Raw genomic sequence first — 19,794 nt, 5'->3', positions numbered from 1 at the left:
ACACCCGTGCACAGGAGACCTTTCTTCACCGTCGCCTGAAACGTGGATCGACCCTCGCGTTACCGGAAACGGGCTCGGCTAAGCCAGCAGGTCCATGAGCGCGTCGGCGCGTTCGGTCCGGCTGATCCGCACCGAGCGGCCGACGCGCTCGCGCTGGATCAGCGCGGCGTCCTCCAGCCGCTCGCAGTGGTAGGTCGTCGTGCTCGGGCCGCATCCGCCGATCGCGGCCAGTTCGCCCATCGTCAGCGGGCGGTCCAGTGCGCGCAGCAGCGCCGCGCGGACCGGGCCGACGACCGCGCTCAGCCCGTCCGTGGTGCTCGCCGAGGTGGCGTCGAACAACCGCCCCACCCCGCGCGCCGGGTAGGCCAGCCACGCTTCGTCGCCGGAGACACCGAGCGCGCCCGCGCGGTGCCCGGACAACATCGGCGCCAGCAACAGTTCCCGGCCTGGCAGGTGCAGCGAAGTCGGCTCCGGATCGGGGAGTTCGAGCACTCCGTCGCGGAACCGCGCCGACGGCAACAGGGTGGACATCAACGGTTCCACGGCTCCGTGCACCACGGCCAGCCCGACTCGTTCCGCCTCGCGCCGCATCACCGACTCGCCGCGCCGCCACAAGGGAGCGAACACCCGCCATGACGCGGCGAGCACGCTGACGTAGCTGCCCAGCCACCGGCTCGGGTTGAGCGCCGCCGACCGCCACCGCAGCGGCGGGTTCCCGTCGAACAGTTCGTGGAGTTGGGCGAGCAACAGCGCGGGATCGGTGGCGCGCAACCGTTCCAGCTGCGTCGGCACCGGTTCCGGTGCACGAGAGGGAACGGGAAGCAAGCAATCGGGGAGAACACTGTGCTGCCCGCTGGCCAGTGGACCGAGTGCCTGCTGGCTCCCGGCCGGGGCCGCCAGGCGCAACGCGGAGCGCCATGACTCCGGGGCTCCGCGCCGCCGTCCGCCGATCGCGTCGAGTGCCAGCGAGAGGACCGTGGTCAGCGGCGCGTAGCCGAGCCGAACGCGCAGCCCGTCGACGTTACCGAGGTCGAACCGGGTGACGTTGATGGTCTGTGCGGTGAGCATGTCCTCGACGGTCGCAGCGGGACATGGCTCGCGTATCGACTGGCCGGTTGACACGGCTGTCCATCGCGTTATGGAACCGTTCTGGTGTCGTGGTCGCGAGCTGCCCATGCCTGGCAGTTCCCGGCGAAAGACCAGAAGTCGCTCGTTTGCGAGTAACACCGCGCGCCCGAGTGCCGAAGGCCAGGCTGACGTTCGGCGCGCGGAAGGACGATCCCTTGGCAGACCCCCGTTATGAACAGGCCAAGGCACTCCATCGAAACGGCCGCCCGGCCGAGGCGAGTGCCCTGCTCACCGACCTGCTCGCCGAGCACCCCGGCGATGTCGGCGCCCGATACGCCCTCGCGGTCTGCCAGCTCGATCTGGGCGCGAGAGCAGAGGCGCGCGCCAACCTGCGCCAGGTGATCGAGGACTACCCCGGGCACCACGCAGCCGAGTACCTGCTCGCCAGGGAACTGCAGGACGAGGGCGACCTGGTCGGTGCCGCCGCGGGGTATCGGCGTGTTCTAGCCGTGACCGAGCACCCCGAGGCCGCAGCCCGGTTGCACCAGTGCGAGCGCACCACCGGTATCCCGCCCGTGCGGCGGATGATCGAACACACGCACGTCGCCGACCGCGGCAATCCTGTCGGACGTGTCCGGACCCGGGCCCGGCACCTGATCCCGTCAGTGGTGCGGGCGCTGGCCGTGCTGGTGCTGCTGTACTGGCTGCCCGCGTTGGCCGGTGCGGTCGGCGGGATGATCGGCAGGAACGTCGCCGTCCTGGAGGGCAGGAACCTCCGCACCCAGCAACGCTTCAGCGAGGAGTACGAGCTGATCGTGCGGGCGTTCATCGCGGGCACCCCGCTCGGCGTGATCCTGGGCCTGCTGCTGGTGCTGGCGTGGATCTACCTGATCGTCACCCTGGCCGCGGTGCCGCTCCAGGCGTTGCTCAACGGTGCCGACCTGTACGAGTACGGCATGGACGTGCACACCGGTGTGCTGAAGCGGTCGACGCAGTTCGTCTGGTACTACCAGATCACCGAGCCGCCGACCTACCTGCGGACGTTGTCCAGCTACCTGACCCACACCGCGTCCTTGCGCATCTCCTACAACGACACCGCTTCCACCACCGCACAGCTCGACCTCTCCGGCATCGACGGCCCGCAGCAGGTCCACGCGCTCCGGACCTACCTCCAGTCCCGCATCCCGTCCGAGCGCTTGCCGATCCGCGGCCCGTGGACCTGATTCACAGCCCCGGCGGCGGCGCGGCATCCACCGCGTGCCCGACCCCTCCGTCACCCGCCGGTCCACCGTCGTGCGTGGGCCCCGGGTCGACGTGAGTCGGCGCCGGACCGGCGTGTTCATGGGAATGCGGCCCGCCGAAATCGCTTCCGGGGGCCGACGGGACCGAGTCGGGCGACAGCTTCTGCGGAGCCTGTGACTCCAGTGCCGGAGTGACCCTGCCCGTGGTGTCCGTCGGTGCCCCCGGCGTCTCACGGGGGTCCCCACCGAACAGACTTGGATCGTTGTTCGGCCCCGCCCCCGCGTCCTGCGGCGGCGCTGCTGGAGCCGGAGGCACCGGGGGAGCGGTGTGCGCCGGGACGGGCTCCGGCTGCTGCGGCGGCGCGGTGGTTGCCCCGCCAGGTTGATCCGCGTGCCCGGGAGTCGTCCCGGTGTGGTGGTGATGATGGTGCTGGGTGTTGTGGGCGTGGTGACCGTGGTGGTCGGCCAGTGCCTTGGGAAAATCGGCTGGGCCGTGTGGCTCCTGGCCGGGTAGGCGGACCTCGTGCACGATCTCGCTCACCGGGTGTTTGAGACTGTCCTTGTGGGGAGCACCGAAGTCCGCCCCCGGCACGGATTCCTTGTGCGGCAAGGGGTGGGCGTGGAAGTCCGTTCCCGGCAGCTCGTGGTGCTCCTGGGGCATGGCGAACCCTTCCGCGGCGACAGCGTGCTCGTTCCTGCTGGCCTCTATCGACACGGCGTCGCCGGACGGTACTGCCTCGCTGCGGCATTCACTCGTTCAGCCGTGCTGGTGAAGGCAAGTGCCTCCGCTCAGAAGGGTGCCGGGTCGGCGATCGGCTACACCTCCGTCTCGTGGACCCTGCCGCAGGGCGTCGTCCAGGCAGCATCGGGGTCCAATTTGTGGATCACCGTTTGCGCATGGCGGTGGACGGAGGTGTAGGTGCGAGTCGGGACCCTGCCGAGGAGATCCTGCGCCACGACCGCCGCAGGGACGGCCGAGGACACTCACCTGATCCAGGATCAACAGCGCCTTGCCCTCGGCAACGCGGCCTTCGGCCAGCGCCTGCGACACCGCCCGACGCTCGGTCAACTCATACGTCCGTGAGAGCAGACTGTTCGCCTTGCGGCGAGACACGGCGAGTTCGGCCTTCGCGGAATTCAGTTTCCGATAGGCGTCCTTGGCCGCGTCGAGAAAATCGCCAGAGGGCATACCCTCGTTCTGGCGGGACAAATTAGTCGATCATGGCTCTGCAGGGTGAGTTCCCAGGCGGCCCGCAGCCCAAACGGAAGCCGCCGCTGCCCGCCCGGCAGGCCATCGGCACGTGCATGGGCCCCGGTCAAGCCGACCCCCGACGCTGGAAGCCCAGCCGCGAAAGCCGGAAGCAAGTTCCCCCAACCTCCGCAACCTACCGGGAAGAAAGCCCACACGTCCGAAGCCACAAGGAGGTAGTCCAGTGGCACGAACGGGGAGTAGGCGATTCACGACAGGGGAACACCCCGGATGTCGGTTCGCGTTGTGTGCCCGTCGCCACGCAACCTCCCGAAAGGCGGCCACCGTGGACATCGGCTTCCACGCCTCGCACGAGCAGTTCCCACCGTCGCGGCTGCTCACCCTCGCCCGGCGCGCGGAGGCGGCGGGCTTCGACGCTGTGCTGTCCTCGGACCACCTCGCCCCGTGGAGCGGGCGGCAGGCGCACTCCGGCTTCGCGTGGACCTGGCTGGGCGCGGCGATGGCGACGACCTCGTTGCCCTTCGGCGTGGTCGCCGCGCCCGGCGACCGCTACCACCCGGTCGTTCTCGCCCAGGCGATCGCGACGCTCGCGGAGATGTTCCCCGGCCGCTTCACACCCGCGCTCGGCTCCGGGCAAGCGCTGAACGAGCACGTGACCGGCCGACCCTGGCCGCGCAAACCGGTTCGCAATGCGCGTCTGCGTGAATGCGCGGAGATCATGCGGAGGTTGTTCGCGGGGGAGACGGTGGAGCACGACGGTCTGGTGACAGTTCGGGCCGCGCGCGTCTACTCACGACCGGCTGCTCCGCCTCCGCTGATGGCCGCCGCGCTGACACCGTCGACCGCGCGGGAAGTCGCGGCCTGGGCGGACGGGCTGATCACCGTCAACGCGCCGAAGAGCAAGCTGCGCCGGGTGATCGAGGCGTTCCGCGACGGCGGCGGTACGGGCCCGGTGCACGTGCAGGTCCACCTGTCCTGGGCCGAGGAGGAGAGCGAGGTCCGCGCGCAGGCCGTGGATCAGTGGTGCGCCAACGCATTGCCGCCGGAGCTGAACGAGGAACTGGAGCTGCCGGAGCAGTTCGACGCCGCGACGGAACACGTGCCCAGCTCGGCCTTGGAGAGCAGCGTCCTGATGTCCAGCGATCTCGCCAGGCACGTGGAGCTGCTGGCCTCCTGCGCGGAACTGGGCATCGATCGTGTCTACCTGCACCAGGTGGGGCGGAACCAGGAGCACTTCCTCGACGTGTTCGGGGAAAGAGTGCTCCCCGTGCTGCGCGGCTAGCGGTCGCGCGCGTCGTCCCCGCGTTCCGACTCCTCGCGGGCGGCGTCCGCGGCTGCCTCCGAGGGCGCAGGACGACCGCCGACGTGGGCCTCGGACCGGAAGCGGTCGACCATGTGCGGGTAGTGCAGCTCGAACGCCGGGCGCTCCGACCGGATGCGGGGCAGTTCGGTGAAGTTGTGCCGGGGCGGCGGGCAGGAGGTGGCCCATTCCAGGGAGTTCCCGAAGCCCCACGGGTCGTCCACCGTCACGACCTCGCCGAAGCGGTAGCTCTTGGCCACGTTCCACAGGAACGGCAACACCGACAGCCCCAACAGGAACGCGCCGGTGCTGGACACCGCGTGCATCACGGTGAACTGGTCGGTGGGCAGGTAGTCGGCGTAGCGGCGGGGCATGCCCGCGGCGCCGAGCCAGTGCTGGACCAGGAACGTGGTGTGGAAGCCGAGAAAGGTGGTCCAGAAGTGCAGCTTCGCCAGGCGCTCGTCCAGCATCCGCCCGGTCATCTTGGGGAACCAGAAGTAGAGCCCGGCGAAGGTGGCGAACACGATCGTGCCGAACAGCACGTAGTGGAAGTGCGCCACCACGAAGTAGGTGTCGGTGACGTGGAAGTCCAGCGCGGGCGCGGCGAGCAGGACGCCGGACAGCCCGCCGAGCAGGAACGTCGCCAGGAACCCGGTGCTCCACAGCATGGGCGACTCGAAGGTGAGCTGCCCCTTCCACATCGTGCCGATCCAGTTGAAGAACTTGATCCCGGTCGGCACCGCGATCAGGAACGAGGTGAGCGCGAAGAAGGGCAGCAGCACCGCGCCGGTGGCGTACATGTGGTGCGCCCAGACCACAATGGACAGTGCGGTGATCCCGATCGTCGCCCACACCAGGCCCTTGTAGCCGAACAACGGCTTGCGGCTGAACACCGGCAGGACCTCGGAGACGATGCCGAAGAACGGCAGCGCCACGATGTAGACCTCGGGGTGGCCGAAGAACCAGAACAGGTGCTGCCACAGGATCGCGCCGCCGTTGGCCGCGTCGAACACGTGCGCGCCGAGCAGCCGGTCGGCCAGCAGGCCGAACAGCGCCGCGGTGAGGATCGGGAAGGCGATCAGCACCAGGACGCTGGTCAGCAGCATGTTCCAGGTGAAGATCGGCATCCGCCACATCGTCATGCCCGGCGCACGCAGGCAGATCACCGTGGTGATCATGTTGACCGCGCCCAGGATCGTGCCCAGGCCGCTGAGGATCAGGCCGACGTTCCACAGGTTCGCGCCGATGCCCGGGGAGTGCGCCGCGTCCGACAACGGGGTGTAGGCGAACCAGCCGAAGTCCGCCGCGCCGCCCGGGGTGAGGAACCCGCTGACCGTGATCAGCCCACCCACCAGGAACAGCCAGTACGACAGGGCGTTCAACCGGGGGAAGGCGACATCGGGCGAGCCGATCTGCAACGGCAGGACGTAGTTGGCGAAGCCGAAGGTGATCGGCGTGGCGTAGAGCAGCATCATCACCGTGCCGTGCATGGTGAACAGCTGGTTGTACTGCTCGGCCGACAGCAACTGCAGCCCCGGGACGGCCAGCTCGCCGCGGATGAGCATCGCCATCAGCCCGCCGACCAGGAAGAACCCGAACGACGTGACGATGTAGAGCAGGCCGATCTGCTTGTGGTCGGTGGTGCCGAGCAGCCGGAGCAGCGCCGCGCCCTTGGGGCCCCTGCGTCGCGCCTCGACGGGGCGGACGCGGACGGTCTCGGTCATGGCTGGGAGCTACCCGAACCGGCGCCGCCCAACCCTCTCAGCGGGTGGTCTCCGGCAGCAGGGAGTCCGCCGCCGTGGACGACCACTCGACCAGCATGAGCGTGGCGTCGTCCTGGAGCGTCCCTTGCTGGTGGTCGAGCACGGCGTGGGTGATCCGGCGCAGCGTCTCCGGCGCGGGCAGCCCGGCTGCCTCGTGCCGTTCGGTGAGGTCGACGAGCCGGTCGATGCCGAACTCCACCCCGTCCGGGTCGCGGGCCTCGGTGACCCCGTCGGTGTGCAGCAGCAGCCGGTCGCCGGGTTCGAGGTGTTCCACCCCGGCACCGCTGACCCCGGAACCGGGCTGCAGGCGGCGCAGGCCCAGCGGCAGCCGGGGCGGGACGCCGAGCGTTTTGATCACGCTCCCGCCGCGCAGCAGCACCGGGGGCGGGTGCCCGGCGAGCAGGTAGCGCAGCGTGCCGGTGGACAGGTCCAGCGTCGCCAGCACGGCCGTGGTGAACCCGGCGGTGGGGTGGTGCTCGCTGAGCACGGCGTCCCCGGCGGCCGCGATACCGGCCAGGTCCGCCCCCGCCCTGCGCGCGTTGCGGGTGGCCGCGAGGACGGAGGTGGTGATCAGGCCGGCGGCGAGGTCGTGCCCGGTGGAGTCGAACACCGCCAGGTACGCGTGCGAGTCGTCGACGGCGTAGTCGAAGCCGTCACCGCCGACCTGGTCGTAGCGCTCCATGGTGGCGGCCACGACCAGGTCCCGGCAGGCGAAGGTCTGCGGCGGCAGCAGCTGCCAGAGCAGTTCGCTGGCCACCGTCAGCGGCACCGTCCGGCGCACGCGGTGGAACAGGTCGCCGTAGGGCAGCTTTGCCACGACCAGGTGACCGATCAACCCGGCCAGTGTCCAGCACCGCTCCCGCAGCGCCGGATCGTCCGGATCGGCGTCGGCGGGCAGCCGCATGGCCACGACGCCGAGTCGCTCGGTGCCGTCGAGCACGGGCACCCACAGCACCGCCGCGCCGTGGGCGTCGTGCCCGGGAAGGATCTCGGTCAGCCGGAAAGCCCGCCCCGCGACGGTCGCGTCCACCGTCAGCGGCTCGTCCTCGGCGAGGTCGGTGCCGCGCAGCGTCCGCTGGGAGAGATCGGCCAGGTACAGCTTCAGGCGGAGGCCCAGGCGCGCGCAGGCGGACTCCAGGATCGGGACGAGGTCGTCCGCGGTTGCCAGGTGCGACTCATTGATGATCTCGCCGAGGGCCTGGTACCAAACGGAGTCCTGGGGCACGACACGACAGGGTAAGCCCAGTTTCCGGCAGACTGGTCACATGGTGTTCAACCTTCCCTCTCCCAGGGCCGTCTTCGACTGGGCCGTGGAGACGACCACGACCGTGGTGTCGATACCCGGCCGGGTGCTCAACCTGCTCACGGCCGCCGAAGAGGTGGTGCGGCGGTCGCAGGAGCTCGTCGAGCGCACCGACGCCGTCGTCACCTCGGCGGAGGACGCGGTGGAACACGCGCGGCGGGTGACGGCCGCGGTGGACGAGATCCTCGAGACCACCAAGCCGATGCTGCGCTTCGTCAACGAGCTGTCCGCGCACGAGATCGAGGCCGCGATCAAGCTGGTCGACGAGCTGCCGAAGCTCGCGGAGCACATGATCAAGGACATCATGCCGATCCTGGGCACCCTCGACCGCGTCGGCCCGGACATACACGAACTGCTCGACGTCACCAAGGACGTGCGCAAGGCGATCCTGGGCATCCCCGGCTTCGCCTACCTCCGCAAGCGCGGCAACGGCAGGGAACTGGAGGGCTAGGCCGAGTTTCACAGGTCTCGTTCGATGAGAGCCTGCCTCGGCCGGAGGCCGAAGTCGGGACACTGCGAGGTCGTTCCTGGCAAGACGGCGGGTAGTCCGCGTACCGGTGTTGCACGTGGGCTGCCCGCTGACGCAGCCAGGGGCGGGCTCGGCCCGGCTGTCGCGAACACGGACCTGTGAAACACGGCCTAGCTCCAGAGCGGGCGCGCGGCCTCCAGGTGCTCCAGGTACCGCCGGTACCCCTCGCGGTGGCGCTCGACGCCGCGGCCCGGCTCGACGATCCGCTCCGAGCCGGTCCACGCCGCCGCGTCGTGCTCCAGCCCCAGCGCGCCGAAGGCGTTCACCACCACGCCGCGCGCGCCCACCTCCGGACAGCGGGGCAGGCGCAGCGGCCGGTCCAGGACGTCGGCGAAGATCTGCAGCCACTCCGGGCTCCGCGCGCCACCGCCCGCGACGGCGAGCGACCCGGTCAGCCCGGCGGCGTCGAGGCAGTGCCGTGCCGCGTAGGCGATGCCCTCGCACACCGCCCGGACCAGGTCGGCGTGCGTGGTGCGCAGGGTCAGCCCGGTGATCTGGCCGCGAGCGCCGGGATCGACGAACGGGGCCCGTTCGCCCGAGGGGGAGAAGTACGGCAGCACCGCGACACCGTTGGCGCCCGCCGGGGACTCGGCCAGCAGTGCGGGCACGGCGCTCGTGGTCGCGCCGACGGTGCGCAGGACCCAGTCCAGTGACGCCGTGCCCACCATGGCGGGCATCGCGCGCAGCCACTTCCCCGGAACGCCGGTGGCCAGGGTGAGCCCGGCGGGGCGGCCCGAGGTGTCCGGCGCGTCGGTGATCACCTGGCAGGCCAGCGTGGTGCCGATGATCACCATGCCGTCACCGGGTTCCACCACGCCGGAGCCGTGCGCGCACGCCGGCAGGTCGTAGGGCCCCGACACGATCGGGGTGCCCTTCGCCAGGCCTGTGTCCGGCAGGCGCAGCTCGCCGACCGGCTGCCTGGGGTGGATCGGGGCCAGCAGGTCCGCGCGGTGGCCCAGCCCGGTCAGCGCGAGGGCTTCGGCGCTGTAGCCGCCGTGCAGGTCGCCGAACGGCATGGTCGTGTCGGAGGCGTCCGTGGCGCGCACCCCGGTCAGGTGCTGCAGCACGACGTCCTTGCAGTACCCGGCCGTCGCGGCGCGGTCGAGCGCTTCCGGCTCATGTCTGTCCAAATAGGACATGATCGCGGCCGGGCTGCCCGGGAACTGGATGTTGCCGTTGATCCGGAACAGCGCCTCCTCGACGCCGTCCGCTGTCCACGACCGCACGGTCTCCCCGGCGCGACCGTCCATCCAGGACACCGCGGCGCGTGACGGCCGCCCTTCGGCATCGGTGAGCCAGAGCCCGTCGCCCTGGCCGGTGATCGCGGCGAACTCCGGTTGCCCGACCCGGGCGACCAGCTCGTTCAGCACGGTGGTGACCGAGCGCAGCACCTCGTCGACGTCCTGCTCCGTCTGCCCGGGCGCCGGGTGCATCAGCTTCGTCTGGACGGACTCGCTGTCCACCTGCGCGCCGGTCTCGTCGAACGCGACGGCCTTGGTGATGGACGTGCCGACATCAACGCCGATGTACATCACGCACCTCCGGGTTGGAACAGTTGGCCAGCTCTTCCCCGCGCGCGAACCGGCCGACCTCCGCGGCCACGATGCGCGCTGCCTTCTCCGCCACCGCTTTGGAAGCACCGGCGATGTGCGGCGTCATCACCACGTTCGGCGCGCTCAGCAACGCGTCGCCGGACGGAATCGGCTCCACCGCGTACGTGTCGAACGCCGCCCCGGCGAGATGACCGTCGTGCAGCGCCTCCACGACCGCCGAGTAGTCCAGCAACGCGCCGCGCGCCGCGTTGACCACGTAGGACCCTCGGGGGAGCAACGACAGTTCCCGCAGGCCGATCAATCCTTCGGTCTCCTCCGTGACCCTCGCGTGCAGCGTCAGGATCCGGCTGCGCGTCAACAGATCGTCGAGGTCGTGCACCAGCCCCGGCAACGAGGGGTCGGCGTAGGGGTCGTAGATCAGGACCTCGGCGCCGAACGCCGTGAGCACCTTGGCCACCCTGCTGCCGATCGCGCCGTAACCGACCAGGCCGACCGGAGTGCCTTCGAGTTCGAGGCCGCAGCGTTCGTAGCGGTAGTAGTCGCCGCGCCACTCGCCGTTCGCGGTGTGCGCGTGCGTCTCCGGCACCCGCCGCAGCACCGCCAGCATCAGCGCGATCGTCATCTCCGCGGTCGCCGTCGCGTTGCGGCCCGGCGCGTAGCAGACCGCGACGCCCGCCGCGGTGGCCGCGGGGATGTTCACGTTGATCGGCCCACCCCGGCTGACCGCGACGAGCTTGAGGTCCGGGCACTCGCGCAGCACCCGCTCGGTCACCGCGCCCATCTGCGTCACCAGCACGTCGTGCCCGCGCAGTGCGGAGATCATCTCCTCCTCGGTGCCGGTGGCTTCGTCGACCTCGGCCACCTTGCCGAAGGGCACATCCGGCCACGGGAAGTCCACTGTGGACACTTCGGCGTCCGGGACCTCGTGCAGCACGGCGCTCTTGAGCAGCGAGCTGAGCACGAAGTTGTCGCCCGCTGCCAGGACACGAAGGGTCATGACGTCAGCCTCCCGGTGATGTACTCGCGTGCGTCGTCGTGGGTGGCCGCGACGTGCTCGGCCAGCGCCAGCGCGTCCGGCTTCGGGGGATAGGCCGCGTTCGGCAGCGCGACCAGCGTCAGCCCGGCGGCGCGCGCCGAGCGCATCCCGTTGCTGGAGTCCTCGATTCCCATGCAGCGCACGGGGTCCACGCCCAGCCGCCGCGCCGCCTCCAGGTACACGTCGGGGGCGGGCTTGCCGTACGGGACCTCCTCGCTGGAGCAGACCGCGCCGAACCGGTCGGCCAGCCCGTGCTCGGCGAGCACCGCCTCGATCACCACCCGCGCCGCGGACGAGGCGACCGCGACCGGCACCAGATCGGCGACCGCGTGCACCAGCTCGGCCGCTCCGGGCATCAACGGCGCCTCACCGCCGAGCACCTTGTCCACCATGAACTTCACGCACTCGGCGCGGACGGCCTCGGCCTCCTCGGGCATCCCGGCCCGCGCCGCGACGTAGGCAGACCACTCCGGCGCGCTCATGCCCTGCACGGTCGAGGTGTTCTCCGGCGTCCAGGTGTAGCCGCGCGCGGCCGCGCTGACCGTCCAGCTCTCCTCCCACAGGTGCTCCGACTCGACGATCACGCCGTCCATGTCGAAGATCACTCCGTCGAAGCCGGTCATCGCGCCACCTCCACGGCGATCCCGCGTTCACGGAGATCGGCCAGCTGCTCCTCGGAGATCCCGTCGTCGACGATCACGCCGTCGAAGGTGTCCAGCGGTACCACGCGGTGCAGCGCCACGCGGCCGAACTTCCCGCTGTCCAGCAACAGGTAGCGGCGTGCGGCGGCGGCCAGCATCGCCCGCTTGACCGAGACGATGTGCTGCTCCTGGTGGTATGCCAGTCCCTCGGCGGCGGCCGAGGTGGAGACGAACACCGCGTCCACGCGCAGGGCCTCGACCGCCTCGACGCAGCCGACGCCGAGGAAGGAGTCGTGGTTGGGGTCGTAGTCCCCGCCGAGCGCGGTCAGCGAGATCCCCGGGAAGGCGGCGAGCACCTTCAGGCCCGCCAGGAAGTTCGTCACCACTCGCAGCGGGGTGACGTCGTCGAGGAGCTTCGCCAGCGCCAGCACGGACGTGGAGTCGTCCAGCATCACCGACATGCCCGGCTCCACCAGCCGCCGCGCCGCCCGCGCGATGATCTGCTTCTGCGCGGTCATCGCCTGCTGGCGGAAGAGCACGTTGCTCTCGAACACCCCGGACGGTTGCGTGGTGACACCGCCGCGGAACTTGCGCACCAGACCGCGCCGCTCCAGCTCGTCGAGATCGCGGTGCATCGTCATCAGGCTCACGTCGAAGCGGTCGGCGAGGTCCTGTGCGGTGGCGGTCCCCTCGGCGAGCAGCACCGTGGTGAGCTCGTCCAGGCGGCCCTCGCGTCGGCGCGAGAGGTTCTGCTCGCTCATCCGGAGGCTCCGACCAGCGGTTCGTTCAGCGACAGCAAGGAAAACTGTCCATTGTGGACGCGCAGCCGGGCCCCGCGGCAGTTCGCGATCGCCGGGAACACCGTGCGGTAGCGCGAAAGCGGGATGCCCAGCACCTCGCACAGCGCCAGCCGCAGGGCGGTGCTGTGCGCGACCACCAGGACGCGTCCGCCGGGGTGCGCCGCGACGGCATCGTCGAGCCCGGCCAGGAACCGCTTCGCCGCGTCCGCCGGGTGCTCGCCGCCGGGCAGGTGGTTGGCGACCGGATCGGCCTCGAACCGGGCTCGCACATCGGCGGGCATCTCGGCCGCGGTCAGCCCGTCGCACTCGCCGAAGTCCAGCTCCAGCAGCCGCGGATCGACCACCGGCGTGAGCCCGATCCGGTCCCCGACCGCCGCGGCGGTGATCATCGCGCGGCTCAGCGACGAGCAGTGCACAGCGGTGAGCCCGGCGCTCTCGGCCCAGTCCGCCAGCGCCGCCGCCTGCCGCTCGCCCCGCTCGGTGAGCGCGACATCGGAGCGGCCCGCATAGCGGTTCTCCTTGTGCCACACGGTTTCCCCGTGCCGCACGACAGTGATCTCAGTCATCGAACAGGCTAGCTCAGTCATCGAGCAGGCTCCTCCTCAGCCGCTGGTAACCCGGTTCGAGGGCCGCGCCGACCCGCGCGTCCGGCTCGAAAACCCGTGCCACTCGCACCATCTCGCGCGCCGCGTCGGCCGTGGTCCTGCCCGACGTGCTCGCGGCGGCCAGCACCGCCATGCCGAACGCGGGCTGAGCGACCTCGGGCAGCTCAAGCGCCCGGCCGAGCACGTCCGCGCGCAGCTGCGTCCACGCGGCGCTGCGCACGGCCCCGCCGGTGACCCGGATCGTGTCGCCCACGGGCGCGCCGAGGCCCGCGACGTGCTCGAAGCACAGCCGCTCCACGAACGCCACACCCTGGAGGGTCGCCGCGTAGCGCTCCAGCTCGTCACGTGGCTCGCCGAGCGTGAAGCCCTCCGCATCAGGACGGACGAACGGGAACCGCTCGCCCCGACCGGCCAGCGGGTAGCTCACGCAGCCCAGCGCCTCGCGCAGCGGTGCCGCCGCGTCCAACTCGGCCAGGTCCCGTCCGGGGAACGCGCTGCCCAGCACTCCGGCGCCGATGCTCGACGCGCCGCCCGGCCACCAGTGACCGTCGGGGGAGAGGTGGCTGTAGACGCTGCCGTCCGGATCGGTGATCCGTCGCTCGGTGACGCCCTTGACCACCAAAGTCGTGCCCAGTACGGAGTTCCAGCTGCCCACTTCGAGCGCGCCGGTGGCCAGCTGCGCCGCGCACCCGTCGGTCATCCCGGCGATGATCGGCGTGCCGAGCGGCAGCCCGGTGTGCTCCGCCGCGGTCGCGCAGACCTCGCCGAGCACGGCGCCGGGCCGGGCGAGTTCCGGCAGCGGGCCCAGCTCCGCCCGGATCTCCTCCGGCCAGGACCGGGTGACCGGATCGGCCCCGGACTTCAGCGCGTGGCTCGTGTCGGCCGCGACCGCGTGCCCGGCCAGCCGTCCGGTGACGAAGTCCGCCTGGTGCAGCACGAGCCCGTCCGGCTCCTGGTCGCGCAGCCACGCGATCCGGCCCAGTGCCCACGACGGTTGCGGCCGCACGCCGAGTCGGTCCCACACGGCGGGGTCGATCTTGTCGAGGACGCGGTGGTCCCTGGCGCGGAGGTCGTCGTACATCAGCGCGGGGAGCTTCGGCCGCAACGCGTCGTCGGTGAGCACCACGGTGCCCGAGGTCGCACACGTCGCCACGCCCAGCACCGGTCGATCCGGGGCCGCGTCGAGCGCCGTGTGCACGGCCGTGCCGACCGCCTGCCACCACCGCTCCGCGTCCTGCTCGTGCCGATCGCCGTCACGACCGAAGAACCGCTTGCGGGTTCGAGCATTGCGGTTGCTGGTCAGCGGCGCGTGGCCCTGTCCGAGGACGTGCCCGCCCAGGTCGCTGACCACGGCTCGCACCCCCTGCGTGCCCAGGTCGACGCCGACCACCAGCTCACCCACGAGCCACCTCCAGGTTGAGAGCCTGGATGTGAACTTAACACCTCCTCATCTCAAGTTGGTCGGCCGCATCCGGCCACGGAGTGGTGATCAAACCTTCGAATGCGCGTTCCGGCGATTCCTCGACGCCGCGCGCGGCACAGCCGTTATCGGTGTTCAGGTGCCGCGAGATCGGTTTTCGATCATTGTGATCCGATGGGTTGATGCAACCGTTTTCGCTGGTTGGAGGCCAGGTCGCGCGATTTTTCGGTCTTCGCGGAGTACGTAGTCTCCTGGCCGGTCCAACAAAGGGGAGAACATGAGGATCAGTTCGATTCTGGCCGTCGGCGCCCTGGTGCTCGGTGCGACCGTGCTCCCGGTGGCGACCGCCGAGGCCGCGGCGGAGACCCCGGCCCAGAAGTGCGCGCGGTACAACAGGACCCACGGCATCTTCATCCAGGCGACCGGCGGCACCCTGTGCCTGTCGCAGAAGGGGCCTGGGTACTGGGTGGCCGACGCGTATGGTTGCGGGCCGCTGCGCTCGGGCGGCAGGGGCTACGTCGTCACCGCCCGGGGAACCCGGATCAGCTGCAACGGCTGGGTCAACTTCGCGCACACGACCGTCACCTTCCACGTGCAGTGAAGGCGGGCCCGGTCCGCCTTCCGGGCCGGGCCACCGCGCCCGTGCTCAGTCCTGCGGCTGGGAGATGTTGAACATCCACTGGATGCCGAAGCGGTCCTCGCAGGCGCCGTACTCGTCGCCCCACACCTGCTTCTCCAGCGGGGTCACCACGGTTCCGCCCTCGATCAGCTTGGTCCAGAAGCCGTGCAGCTCGTCGACGTCGTCGCCGTTGACGCAGACGGTGACGGTGTTGCCGGGCCGGTAGTCCATTCCCGGCGGGGTGTCCGCGCCCATGATCCGGAAGCCGCTGTCGGTGACCAGCAGGCTGTGCATGACCAGGTCGGCCCCCTCGGTCATGCCGAACTCGCCGAAGGTGTTCACCTCCAGCGTGCCGCCGAAGACGTCCCGGTAGAAATTCATCGCCTGCCGCGCGTTGTCGGTGAAGCTGAGGTAGGGGTTGAGGTGAGAAGCCACGGTGGTCCTCCTGGTTTCCGGTCGGAACCGCATCGTGGCACCACCCCCTGGCAGTCGCGACCGGATCACCGCGCCCGAGCCGTGATCCACTTCACCCGGATACCCCCCTTGGGTATTGCTCCCGCGCGTGCTAGCTTCGCCGCGTCACATACCCCCTCCCCGTATGGGAGCAGCAATGTCCACTGTGGAGCAAACAGGGAGTTCCCGGCGCTGGTGGGCGCTCGGGCTCATCGCACTGGCCCAGTTCATGGTCATCATGGACACCTCGATCATCGGCGTGGCCCTGCCGCGCATCCAGGCGGATCTCGGCTTCTCGCAGGAGAACCTGTCCTGGGTCTTCAACGCCTACGTCGTCGCCTTCGGTGGTCTGCTCCTGCTCGGCGGGCGGCTGGCGGACCTGTTCGGCGCCCGCAGGCTGTTCGCCACCGGCTGGGCGGTGCTGCTGGCCGGCTCGGTGCTGGCCGGAGCCGCGCAGCAGGTGTGGGTCGAACTGCTCGGCCGCGCGACGCAGGGCATCGGGTCGGCGCTCATCGCCCCGGCCGCGCTGACCCTGCTGATGACGTTGTTCGGCGGGAAGCCGCAGGAGCTCGGCAAGGCCCTGGCCCTCTACGGCGCCGCGGCGCCTGCCGGAGGAACGGCAGGGGTGTTCCTCGGTGGCGTGATCACCGAGTACCTGAGCTGGCCGTGGGTCTTCTACATCAACGTCCCCGTCGCGCTGGCCGTGCTGATCGCGATCCCGGCGCTGATGCCGGAAGGCGTGGTGGCGCGCGGTTCCATCGACTGGATCGGCGCGCTGACGGTCACCGCCGGACTCGCCGTCGCGGTCTACACGATCGTGCAAGCAGCCGACCTCGGCTGGGGCTCGGTCCGGACCGTCGTCGGCCTGCTCGTCGCGGCCGTGCTGATCGCGGTCTTCCTCGTCGTCCAGGCCAGGCGCGGGCAGCCGCTGGTCCGCCTGTCGATCTTCGCCACCCCCGGTCTCGCCGCGGCGAACATCGCCCAGCTGCTGCTCGGCGGCGCCTGGATCCCGATGTGGTTCTTCCTCAACCTCTACCTGCAGCAGGTGCTCGGGCTGGGCGCGTTCGCCAGCGGGGCGGCGCTGCTGCCGATGACCGTGGTGATCATGGTGCTGATGATCGCCCTGGCGCCCCGGCTGACCGCGCGCTTCGGGCCGAAGCCGATGATCGTCACCGGTCTCGCGGTGCTCGCCGCCGGGCTGGGCTGGCTGTCCCTGGTGCGCCCGGACGGCACGTTCTGGGCCGACGTCCTGCCCGCCTCGCTGGTGGCGGCCACGGGGATGGCGCTGGCGTTCATCCCCTCGCTGGGCACGGCGATCTCCAGTGCCCGACCGGAGGAAGGTGGCCTGGCCTCGGGCATCGTCAACACCAGCTACCAGGTGGGCTCCGCCCTCGGCCTTGCCGCGATGACCGCGCTGGCGGCGTCATTCGGGGCCGATGAGGTCGGCAACCCGGCGGTGCTCACCGAGGGCCTGTCCGCGGCCTTCGTCGGCGCGGGCGGAATCGCCGTCCTGGGCACGATCGCAGCCATCGCGACGCTGCGCGGCTCACGGCGGACCGCGCGGGCGGCCGCATGATCGGAGTGCCGATACCGCTCGTGCCCCGTCACCGTGTCGAGGTGGCGGGGCACGAGCATGAGCTACGCGCTCGGTTCCAACCCTGCGAGCAGGTTGAAGGCGCCGGTCAGCAGGTTCAGCGTGACCAGGCCGACGATCTCGGCGATGACCCGGTCGCTCCACCCGCGCCGCCGCAGTTCGGCCACGTCGTCATCCGAGATCGACGACGGCTCGGCCAGCACGCGCAAGGCGGCACCGATCAGCGCGGCCTCTCGTGCGTCCGTCGAAGTGCCTTGGCGCGCAAGGGAGATGTCCACCTCGCTCAGGCCTGCCGCGCGGGCGGCCTCGGTGTGCGCGGCGAGGCACTTGGCGCAGCCGATCCACTCTTGCGCCGCCAGGGAGATCTTCTCGCTGAGGGCGCGCGGGAGCTTCACGCGCTTCATCGCGCGGGAGAAGTCCAGATATCCCTGCAGCAGCGCGGGCGAATGAGCCATAGTGGCGACCATGTCGCCCACACCGCCGCGCCGGGTGACGATGTCGCTGAGCAGTTCACGGGACTTCTCCGGGGCCTCTTCCGGGGCCAGTGGTCGTAGCCGTGGCACGGGGGCACCTCTTTCTGTCGATGCCGCAAACCTACCTCGATTTTGCGGTACCCCCGTAGGGTACTAGTGCAGTGCGGCCGCGGACTCGCGCAGCACGTCGTCCAACGGGGTCGGCTTGACGCCCAGGACGTCGGTGGTACGAGAGCCGTCCAGGACCGCTGGGCGCTGGTAGAGGTACTGCATCTCCACGGTTTCCGCCATGAGCGGGTCGGCCAACGCGGCGGTGTGCAGTTCCAACGGCGTCATCTCGCGGATCGCGGGCGCGGCGACCCCCGCCACGGCAGCGAAGCGCGCCACGATCTCCCGGATCGGGATGTCGCTGGTCTGGGGCGTGTGCCAGGCGTGGCCCCACGACCGGTCGGAGCGGGCCGCCGCGACAAGAGTGCCGGCGACGTCGCCCGTGTAGGTCCAGCTGTGCGGTGCGTCGAGGTCCGCGGGGAACACGACTTCCTCGCCCGCCAGGACCTTCGGTGCGATGAGCCAGTTGAAAAGGGCGCCCGCGCCCGCGCCGAGGTAGTCGCCCGGCCGGACTTCGGTGAACCGCACTCGGCCTGCCTGGTGCGCCGCGATCCCGTCGAGGAACATCCGCGCTCGCACCCGGCCCTTCACCGTCGTGGGCCGCAGCGGCAGGTCGGCGTGGAGCGGACCGTCGACCGGGCCGTAGGCGTAGACATTGCTGAGGTTGAGGTAGGCCGCCCCGGTGCGCTCGGCGGTCGACAGCAGGGACGCGGACAGTGCCGGGGTCTCCTCCGGCCACCGGTTGTACGGCGGCGCCGCGCAGTTGACGAGGGTCGCTGCGGAGGTGGTGAGGGCGGTCAGTTCATCGGCGTCCGACGCGTCGGCGGCGACGAGGGTGATGCGGGGGTGCTGTGGCCCCGAGCCTCGCCGGGTGACCACGACGGCGTCGTCCCCGGACTCCGCGAGCTTCAGTGCCGTCGCTGTGCCTGTCGGCCCGGCGCCGACCACTACGTGAAATGTCATGTCTCCGACGTTAGGCAAGGAATGGAAGACTCTGAATAGCTCAGGAGCTGCAAAAGATGTCTTAGAGTCTTCAGCTGTGGACGTGCTCAGTGATGTCTTGACCGCCATGCGACTCGGCCGGCCCGCGGCGGCGCACACGTCGAGCGCGGCCCCGTGGGGAGTTCGCTTCCACCCGGGCCAGGCGGCGGGCTGTCACGTCGTGCTGTCCGGCTCGTGCTGGCTGCTGTCACCTGACCGGGAGCCGCTCTCGCTCAACGTCGGTGATGTGCTCTTCACCCCGCACGGCAACGGGTACGCGCTCGCCGACCACCCCGACAGCCCGCTCGTGGACTTCGCGCCCAGCTCGACCGAGACGGCCCCGCTGGACGAGATGCGCATCGACGGTTCAGGTGTGATCACCGAGCTGTTGTGCGCCTACTACACGTTCGACCCGGCGCGCCCGCATCCGCTGCTCGCGGACCTCCCGGCGTTCGTGCACCTGCCGACCCGGGTTGGGCACCACTCGTCGTTGCGCAGCGCGGTCGAACTGCTCGGCAGCGAACTGCGCGACCCGCGCGCGGGCACCGAGGCCGCGTTGCCCGCGCTGGTCGACATGCTGCTGCTCTACGTTCTGCGGGCCTGGTTGGACGACCAGCCCGCAGACCGCGCCGGCTGGGCGAGTGCTTTGCGCGATCCGGCGGTCACCGCCGCGCTGCGCCAGATCCACCGCCACCCCGAACAGCAGTGGACCGTCGCGGCTCTTGCGGAGCGGGCAGGGCTGTCGCGGGCTGCCTTCGCCAAGCGCTTCACCGCGATCGTCGGTGACACACCGCTGGGGTACCTGACGTGGTGGCGGATGACGATGGCCGCGCGGATGCTCCGCGAGTCGACGAAGTCGTTGCGCGCCATTGCGGATAGCTGTGGCTATGGGTCGGAGTACGCGTTCTCCAAGGCGTTCAAGCGTTCTTATGGGGTAGCGCCTGGGCGGTATCGCGCCACGTCGGTCGGCTGAACTTCCGGCTTGCGTTGGTTCCGGCGTGGGGTCGGCTGTTTCCGGCGTGGGGTCGACTTGACCTGGGGCCCCTTGCGCGTGCCCGTGGGCCTTTCGGGGGCACGGGATGAAACTCCGGCCCTCG

20 protein-coding genes are annotated in these 19,794 nt (G+C 70.5%); 8 read left to right on the top strand and 12 right to left on the bottom strand.

Annotated elements, in window-relative coordinates:
* Positions 1-78: 78 nt before the first annotated feature.
* A complete protein-coding gene (locus BLT28_RS12565; protein WP_030432510.1) occupies positions 79-1,068 on the bottom strand; it encodes an ArsR/SmtB family transcription factor in 990 nt (329 codons plus the stop codon).
* A gap of 215 nt (positions 1,069-1,283) precedes the next feature.
* On the opposite strand from BLT28_RS12565, the gene BLT28_RS12560 reads away from it, so the two are divergent.
* From BLT28_RS12560 to BLT28_RS12555, 4 genes are all read left to right on the top strand, one after another.
* Positions 1,284-2,291 (top strand): tetratricopeptide repeat protein, encoded by a 1,008-nt coding sequence (locus BLT28_RS12560; RefSeq protein WP_162184919.1) that lies wholly within the window; start codon positions 1,284-1,286, stop codon positions 2,289-2,291.
* A gap of 346 nt (positions 2,292-2,637) precedes the next feature.
* The gene (locus tag BLT28_RS40070) at positions 2,638-2,823 is read left to right on the top strand and encodes a hypothetical protein (protein ID WP_156051585.1); all 186 of its coding nucleotides are present in this window, start codon (positions 2,638-2,640) and stop codon (positions 2,821-2,823) included.
* Positions 2,824-2,928: 105 nt separating this feature from the next.
* On the top strand, positions 2,929-3,228 hold the full coding sequence (locus tag BLT28_RS40065; RefSeq protein ID WP_156051583.1) for a hypothetical protein: 300 nt from the start codon (positions 2,929-2,931) through the stop codon (positions 3,226-3,228).
* Between the two features lie 616 nt (positions 3,229-3,844).
* The gene (locus BLT28_RS12555; RefSeq protein ID WP_030432508.1) at positions 3,845-4,801 is read left to right on the top strand and encodes a TIGR03885 family FMN-dependent LLM class oxidoreductase; all 957 of its coding nucleotides are present in this window, start codon (positions 3,845-3,847) and stop codon (positions 4,799-4,801) included.
* Here the strand turns inward: BLT28_RS12555 and ctaD are convergent.
* Both ctaD and BLT28_RS12545 read right to left on the bottom strand, forming a co-directional pair.
* The gene (gene ctaD, locus BLT28_RS12550; RefSeq protein ID WP_030432507.1) at positions 4,798-6,543 is read right to left on the bottom strand and encodes an aa3-type cytochrome oxidase subunit I; all 1,746 of its coding nucleotides are present in this window, start codon (positions 6,541-6,543) and stop codon (positions 4,798-4,800) included. The genes BLT28_RS12555 and ctaD overlap by 4 nt on opposite strands.
* A gap of 37 nt (positions 6,544-6,580) precedes the next feature.
* Positions 6,581-7,807, bottom strand: a complete 1,227-nt coding sequence (locus BLT28_RS12545; protein ID WP_156051581.1) for a PP2C family protein-serine/threonine phosphatase — start codon at positions 7,805-7,807, stop codon at positions 6,581-6,583.
* A 40-nt stretch (positions 7,808-7,847) separates the two neighbouring features.
* Between BLT28_RS12545 and BLT28_RS12540 the strand changes: the two genes are divergently transcribed.
* Positions 7,848-8,336, top strand: coding sequence for a methyl-accepting chemotaxis domain-containing protein (locus BLT28_RS12540; protein WP_030432505.1), 489 nt, complete (start codon positions 7,848-7,850; stop codon positions 8,334-8,336).
* Positions 8,337-8,524: 188 nt separating this feature from the next.
* On the opposite strand, the gene BLT28_RS12535 is transcribed toward BLT28_RS12540, so the two are convergent.
* Genes BLT28_RS12535 through BLT28_RS12510 form a run of 6 tightly spaced genes read right to left on the bottom strand, consistent with a single transcriptional unit; the run spans position 8,525 to position 14,451 of the window.
* A complete protein-coding gene (locus BLT28_RS12535; RefSeq protein ID WP_030432504.1) occupies positions 8,525-9,946 on the bottom strand; it encodes an FGGY-family carbohydrate kinase in 1,422 nt (473 codons plus the stop codon).
* Complete coding sequence (locus tag BLT28_RS12530; protein ID WP_030432503.1) at positions 9,930-10,964, bottom strand: 2-hydroxyacid dehydrogenase; 1,035 nt, start codon at positions 10,962-10,964, stop codon at positions 9,930-9,932. The genes BLT28_RS12535 and BLT28_RS12530 overlap by 17 nt, the downstream gene beginning before the upstream one ends.
* The gene (locus tag BLT28_RS12525) at positions 10,961-11,626 is read right to left on the bottom strand and encodes an HAD family hydrolase (protein WP_030432502.1); all 666 of its coding nucleotides are present in this window, start codon (positions 11,624-11,626) and stop codon (positions 10,961-10,963) included. Before BLT28_RS12525 ends, BLT28_RS12530 begins: the two co-directional genes overlap by 4 nt.
* A complete protein-coding gene (locus tag BLT28_RS12520; RefSeq protein ID WP_030432501.1) occupies positions 11,623-12,405 on the bottom strand; it encodes a DeoR/GlpR family DNA-binding transcription regulator in 783 nt (260 codons plus the stop codon). Before BLT28_RS12520 ends, BLT28_RS12525 begins: the two co-directional genes overlap by 4 nt.
* Positions 12,402-13,010: a histidine phosphatase family protein gene (locus BLT28_RS12515; RefSeq protein ID WP_030432500.1), complete on the bottom strand. Its 609-nt coding sequence runs from the start codon at positions 13,008-13,010 to the stop codon at positions 12,402-12,404. Before BLT28_RS12515 ends, BLT28_RS12520 begins: the two co-directional genes overlap by 4 nt.
* A gap of 13 nt (positions 13,011-13,023) precedes the next feature.
* Entirely contained in the window at positions 13,024-14,451 is a 1,428-nt protein-coding gene (locus BLT28_RS12510) for an FGGY-family carbohydrate kinase (RefSeq protein WP_052407970.1), read from the bottom strand.
* Positions 14,452-14,746: 295 nt separating this feature from the next.
* On the opposite strand from BLT28_RS12510, the gene BLT28_RS12505 reads away from it, so the two are divergent.
* Positions 14,747-15,070: a hypothetical protein gene (locus BLT28_RS12505; protein ID WP_030432498.1), complete on the top strand. Its 324-nt coding sequence runs from the start codon at positions 14,747-14,749 to the stop codon at positions 15,068-15,070.
* 45 nt (positions 15,071-15,115) lie between these two features.
* Here the strand turns inward: BLT28_RS12505 and BLT28_RS12500 are convergent, their stop codons facing one another.
* Positions 15,116-15,523 (bottom strand): VOC family protein, encoded by a 408-nt coding sequence (locus BLT28_RS12500; protein ID WP_030432497.1) that lies wholly within the window; start codon positions 15,521-15,523, stop codon positions 15,116-15,118.
* A 175-nt stretch (positions 15,524-15,698) separates the two neighbouring features.
* On the opposite strand from BLT28_RS12500, the gene BLT28_RS12495 reads away from it, so the two are divergent.
* Positions 15,699-17,117 (top strand): MFS transporter, encoded by a 1,419-nt coding sequence (locus BLT28_RS12495; RefSeq protein WP_030432496.1) that lies wholly within the window; start codon positions 15,699-15,701, stop codon positions 17,115-17,117.
* A gap of 62 nt (positions 17,118-17,179) precedes the next feature.
* On the opposite strand, the gene BLT28_RS12490 is transcribed toward BLT28_RS12495, so the two are convergent.
* Together BLT28_RS12490 and BLT28_RS12485 are read right to left on the bottom strand one after the other, a co-directional pair.
* The gene (locus tag BLT28_RS12490) at positions 17,180-17,698 is read right to left on the bottom strand and encodes a carboxymuconolactone decarboxylase family protein (RefSeq protein WP_030432495.1); all 519 of its coding nucleotides are present in this window, start codon (positions 17,696-17,698) and stop codon (positions 17,180-17,182) included.
* A 63-nt stretch (positions 17,699-17,761) separates the two neighbouring features.
* On the bottom strand, positions 17,762-18,679 hold the full coding sequence (locus BLT28_RS12485; protein WP_030432494.1) for an NAD-dependent epimerase/dehydratase family protein: 918 nt from the start codon (positions 18,677-18,679) through the stop codon (positions 17,762-17,764).
* Between the two features lie 76 nt (positions 18,680-18,755).
* On the opposite strand from BLT28_RS12485, the gene BLT28_RS12480 reads away from it, so the two are divergent.
* On the top strand, positions 18,756-19,670 hold the full coding sequence (locus BLT28_RS12480; protein WP_083383730.1) for an AraC family transcriptional regulator: 915 nt from the start codon (positions 18,756-18,758) through the stop codon (positions 19,668-19,670).
* The last annotated feature ends 124 nt before the right edge of the window (positions 19,671-19,794 follow it).

It is taken from the genome of Allokutzneria albata, from assembly GCF_900103775.1.
In the GTDB taxonomy this organism is placed as follows: domain Bacteria; phylum Actinomycetota; class Actinomycetes; order Mycobacteriales; family Pseudonocardiaceae; genus Allokutzneria; species Allokutzneria albata.
Note: the sequence above shows the minus strand (reverse complement) of the source record. Positions and strands in the feature narration are given on the sequence as shown.

Bases quoted from the DNA above. Each gene is read 5' to 3' on its own strand.
- BLT28_RS12565 (WP_030432510.1), bottom strand. From the start codon at position 1,068: ATGCTCACCGCACAGACCATCAACGTCACCCGGTTCGACCTCGGTAAC.
- ctaD (WP_030432507.1), bottom strand. From the start codon at position 6,543: ATGACCGAGACCGTCCGCGTCCGCCCCGTCGAGGCGCGACGCAGGGGC.
- BLT28_RS12540 (WP_030432505.1), top strand. From the start codon at position 7,848: ATGGTGTTCAACCTTCCCTCTCCCAGGGCCGTCTTCGACTGGGCCGTG.
- BLT28_RS12535 (WP_030432504.1), bottom strand. From the start codon at position 9,946: ATGTACATCGGCGTTGATGTCGGCACGTCCATCACCAAGGCCGTCGCG.
- BLT28_RS12530 (WP_030432503.1), bottom strand. From the start codon at position 10,964: ATGACCCTTCGTGTCCTGGCAGCGGGCGACAACTTCGTGCTCAGCTCG.
- BLT28_RS12525 (WP_030432502.1), bottom strand. From the start codon at position 11,626: ATGACCGGCTTCGACGGAGTGATCTTCGACATGGACGGCGTGATCGTC.
- BLT28_RS12520 (WP_030432501.1), bottom strand. From the start codon at position 12,405: ATGAGCGAGCAGAACCTCTCGCGCCGACGCGAGGGCCGCCTGGACGAG.
- BLT28_RS12515 (WP_030432500.1), bottom strand. From the start codon at position 13,010: ATGACTGAGATCACTGTCGTGCGGCACGGGGAAACCGTGTGGCACAAG.
- BLT28_RS12505 (WP_030432498.1), top strand. From the start codon at position 14,747: ATGAGGATCAGTTCGATTCTGGCCGTCGGCGCCCTGGTGCTCGGTGCG.
- BLT28_RS12495 (WP_030432496.1), top strand. From the start codon at position 15,699: ATGTCCACTGTGGAGCAAACAGGGAGTTCCCGGCGCTGGTGGGCGCTC.
- BLT28_RS12485 (WP_030432494.1), bottom strand. From the start codon at position 18,679: ATGACATTTCACGTAGTGGTCGGCGCCGGGCCGACAGGCACAGCGACG.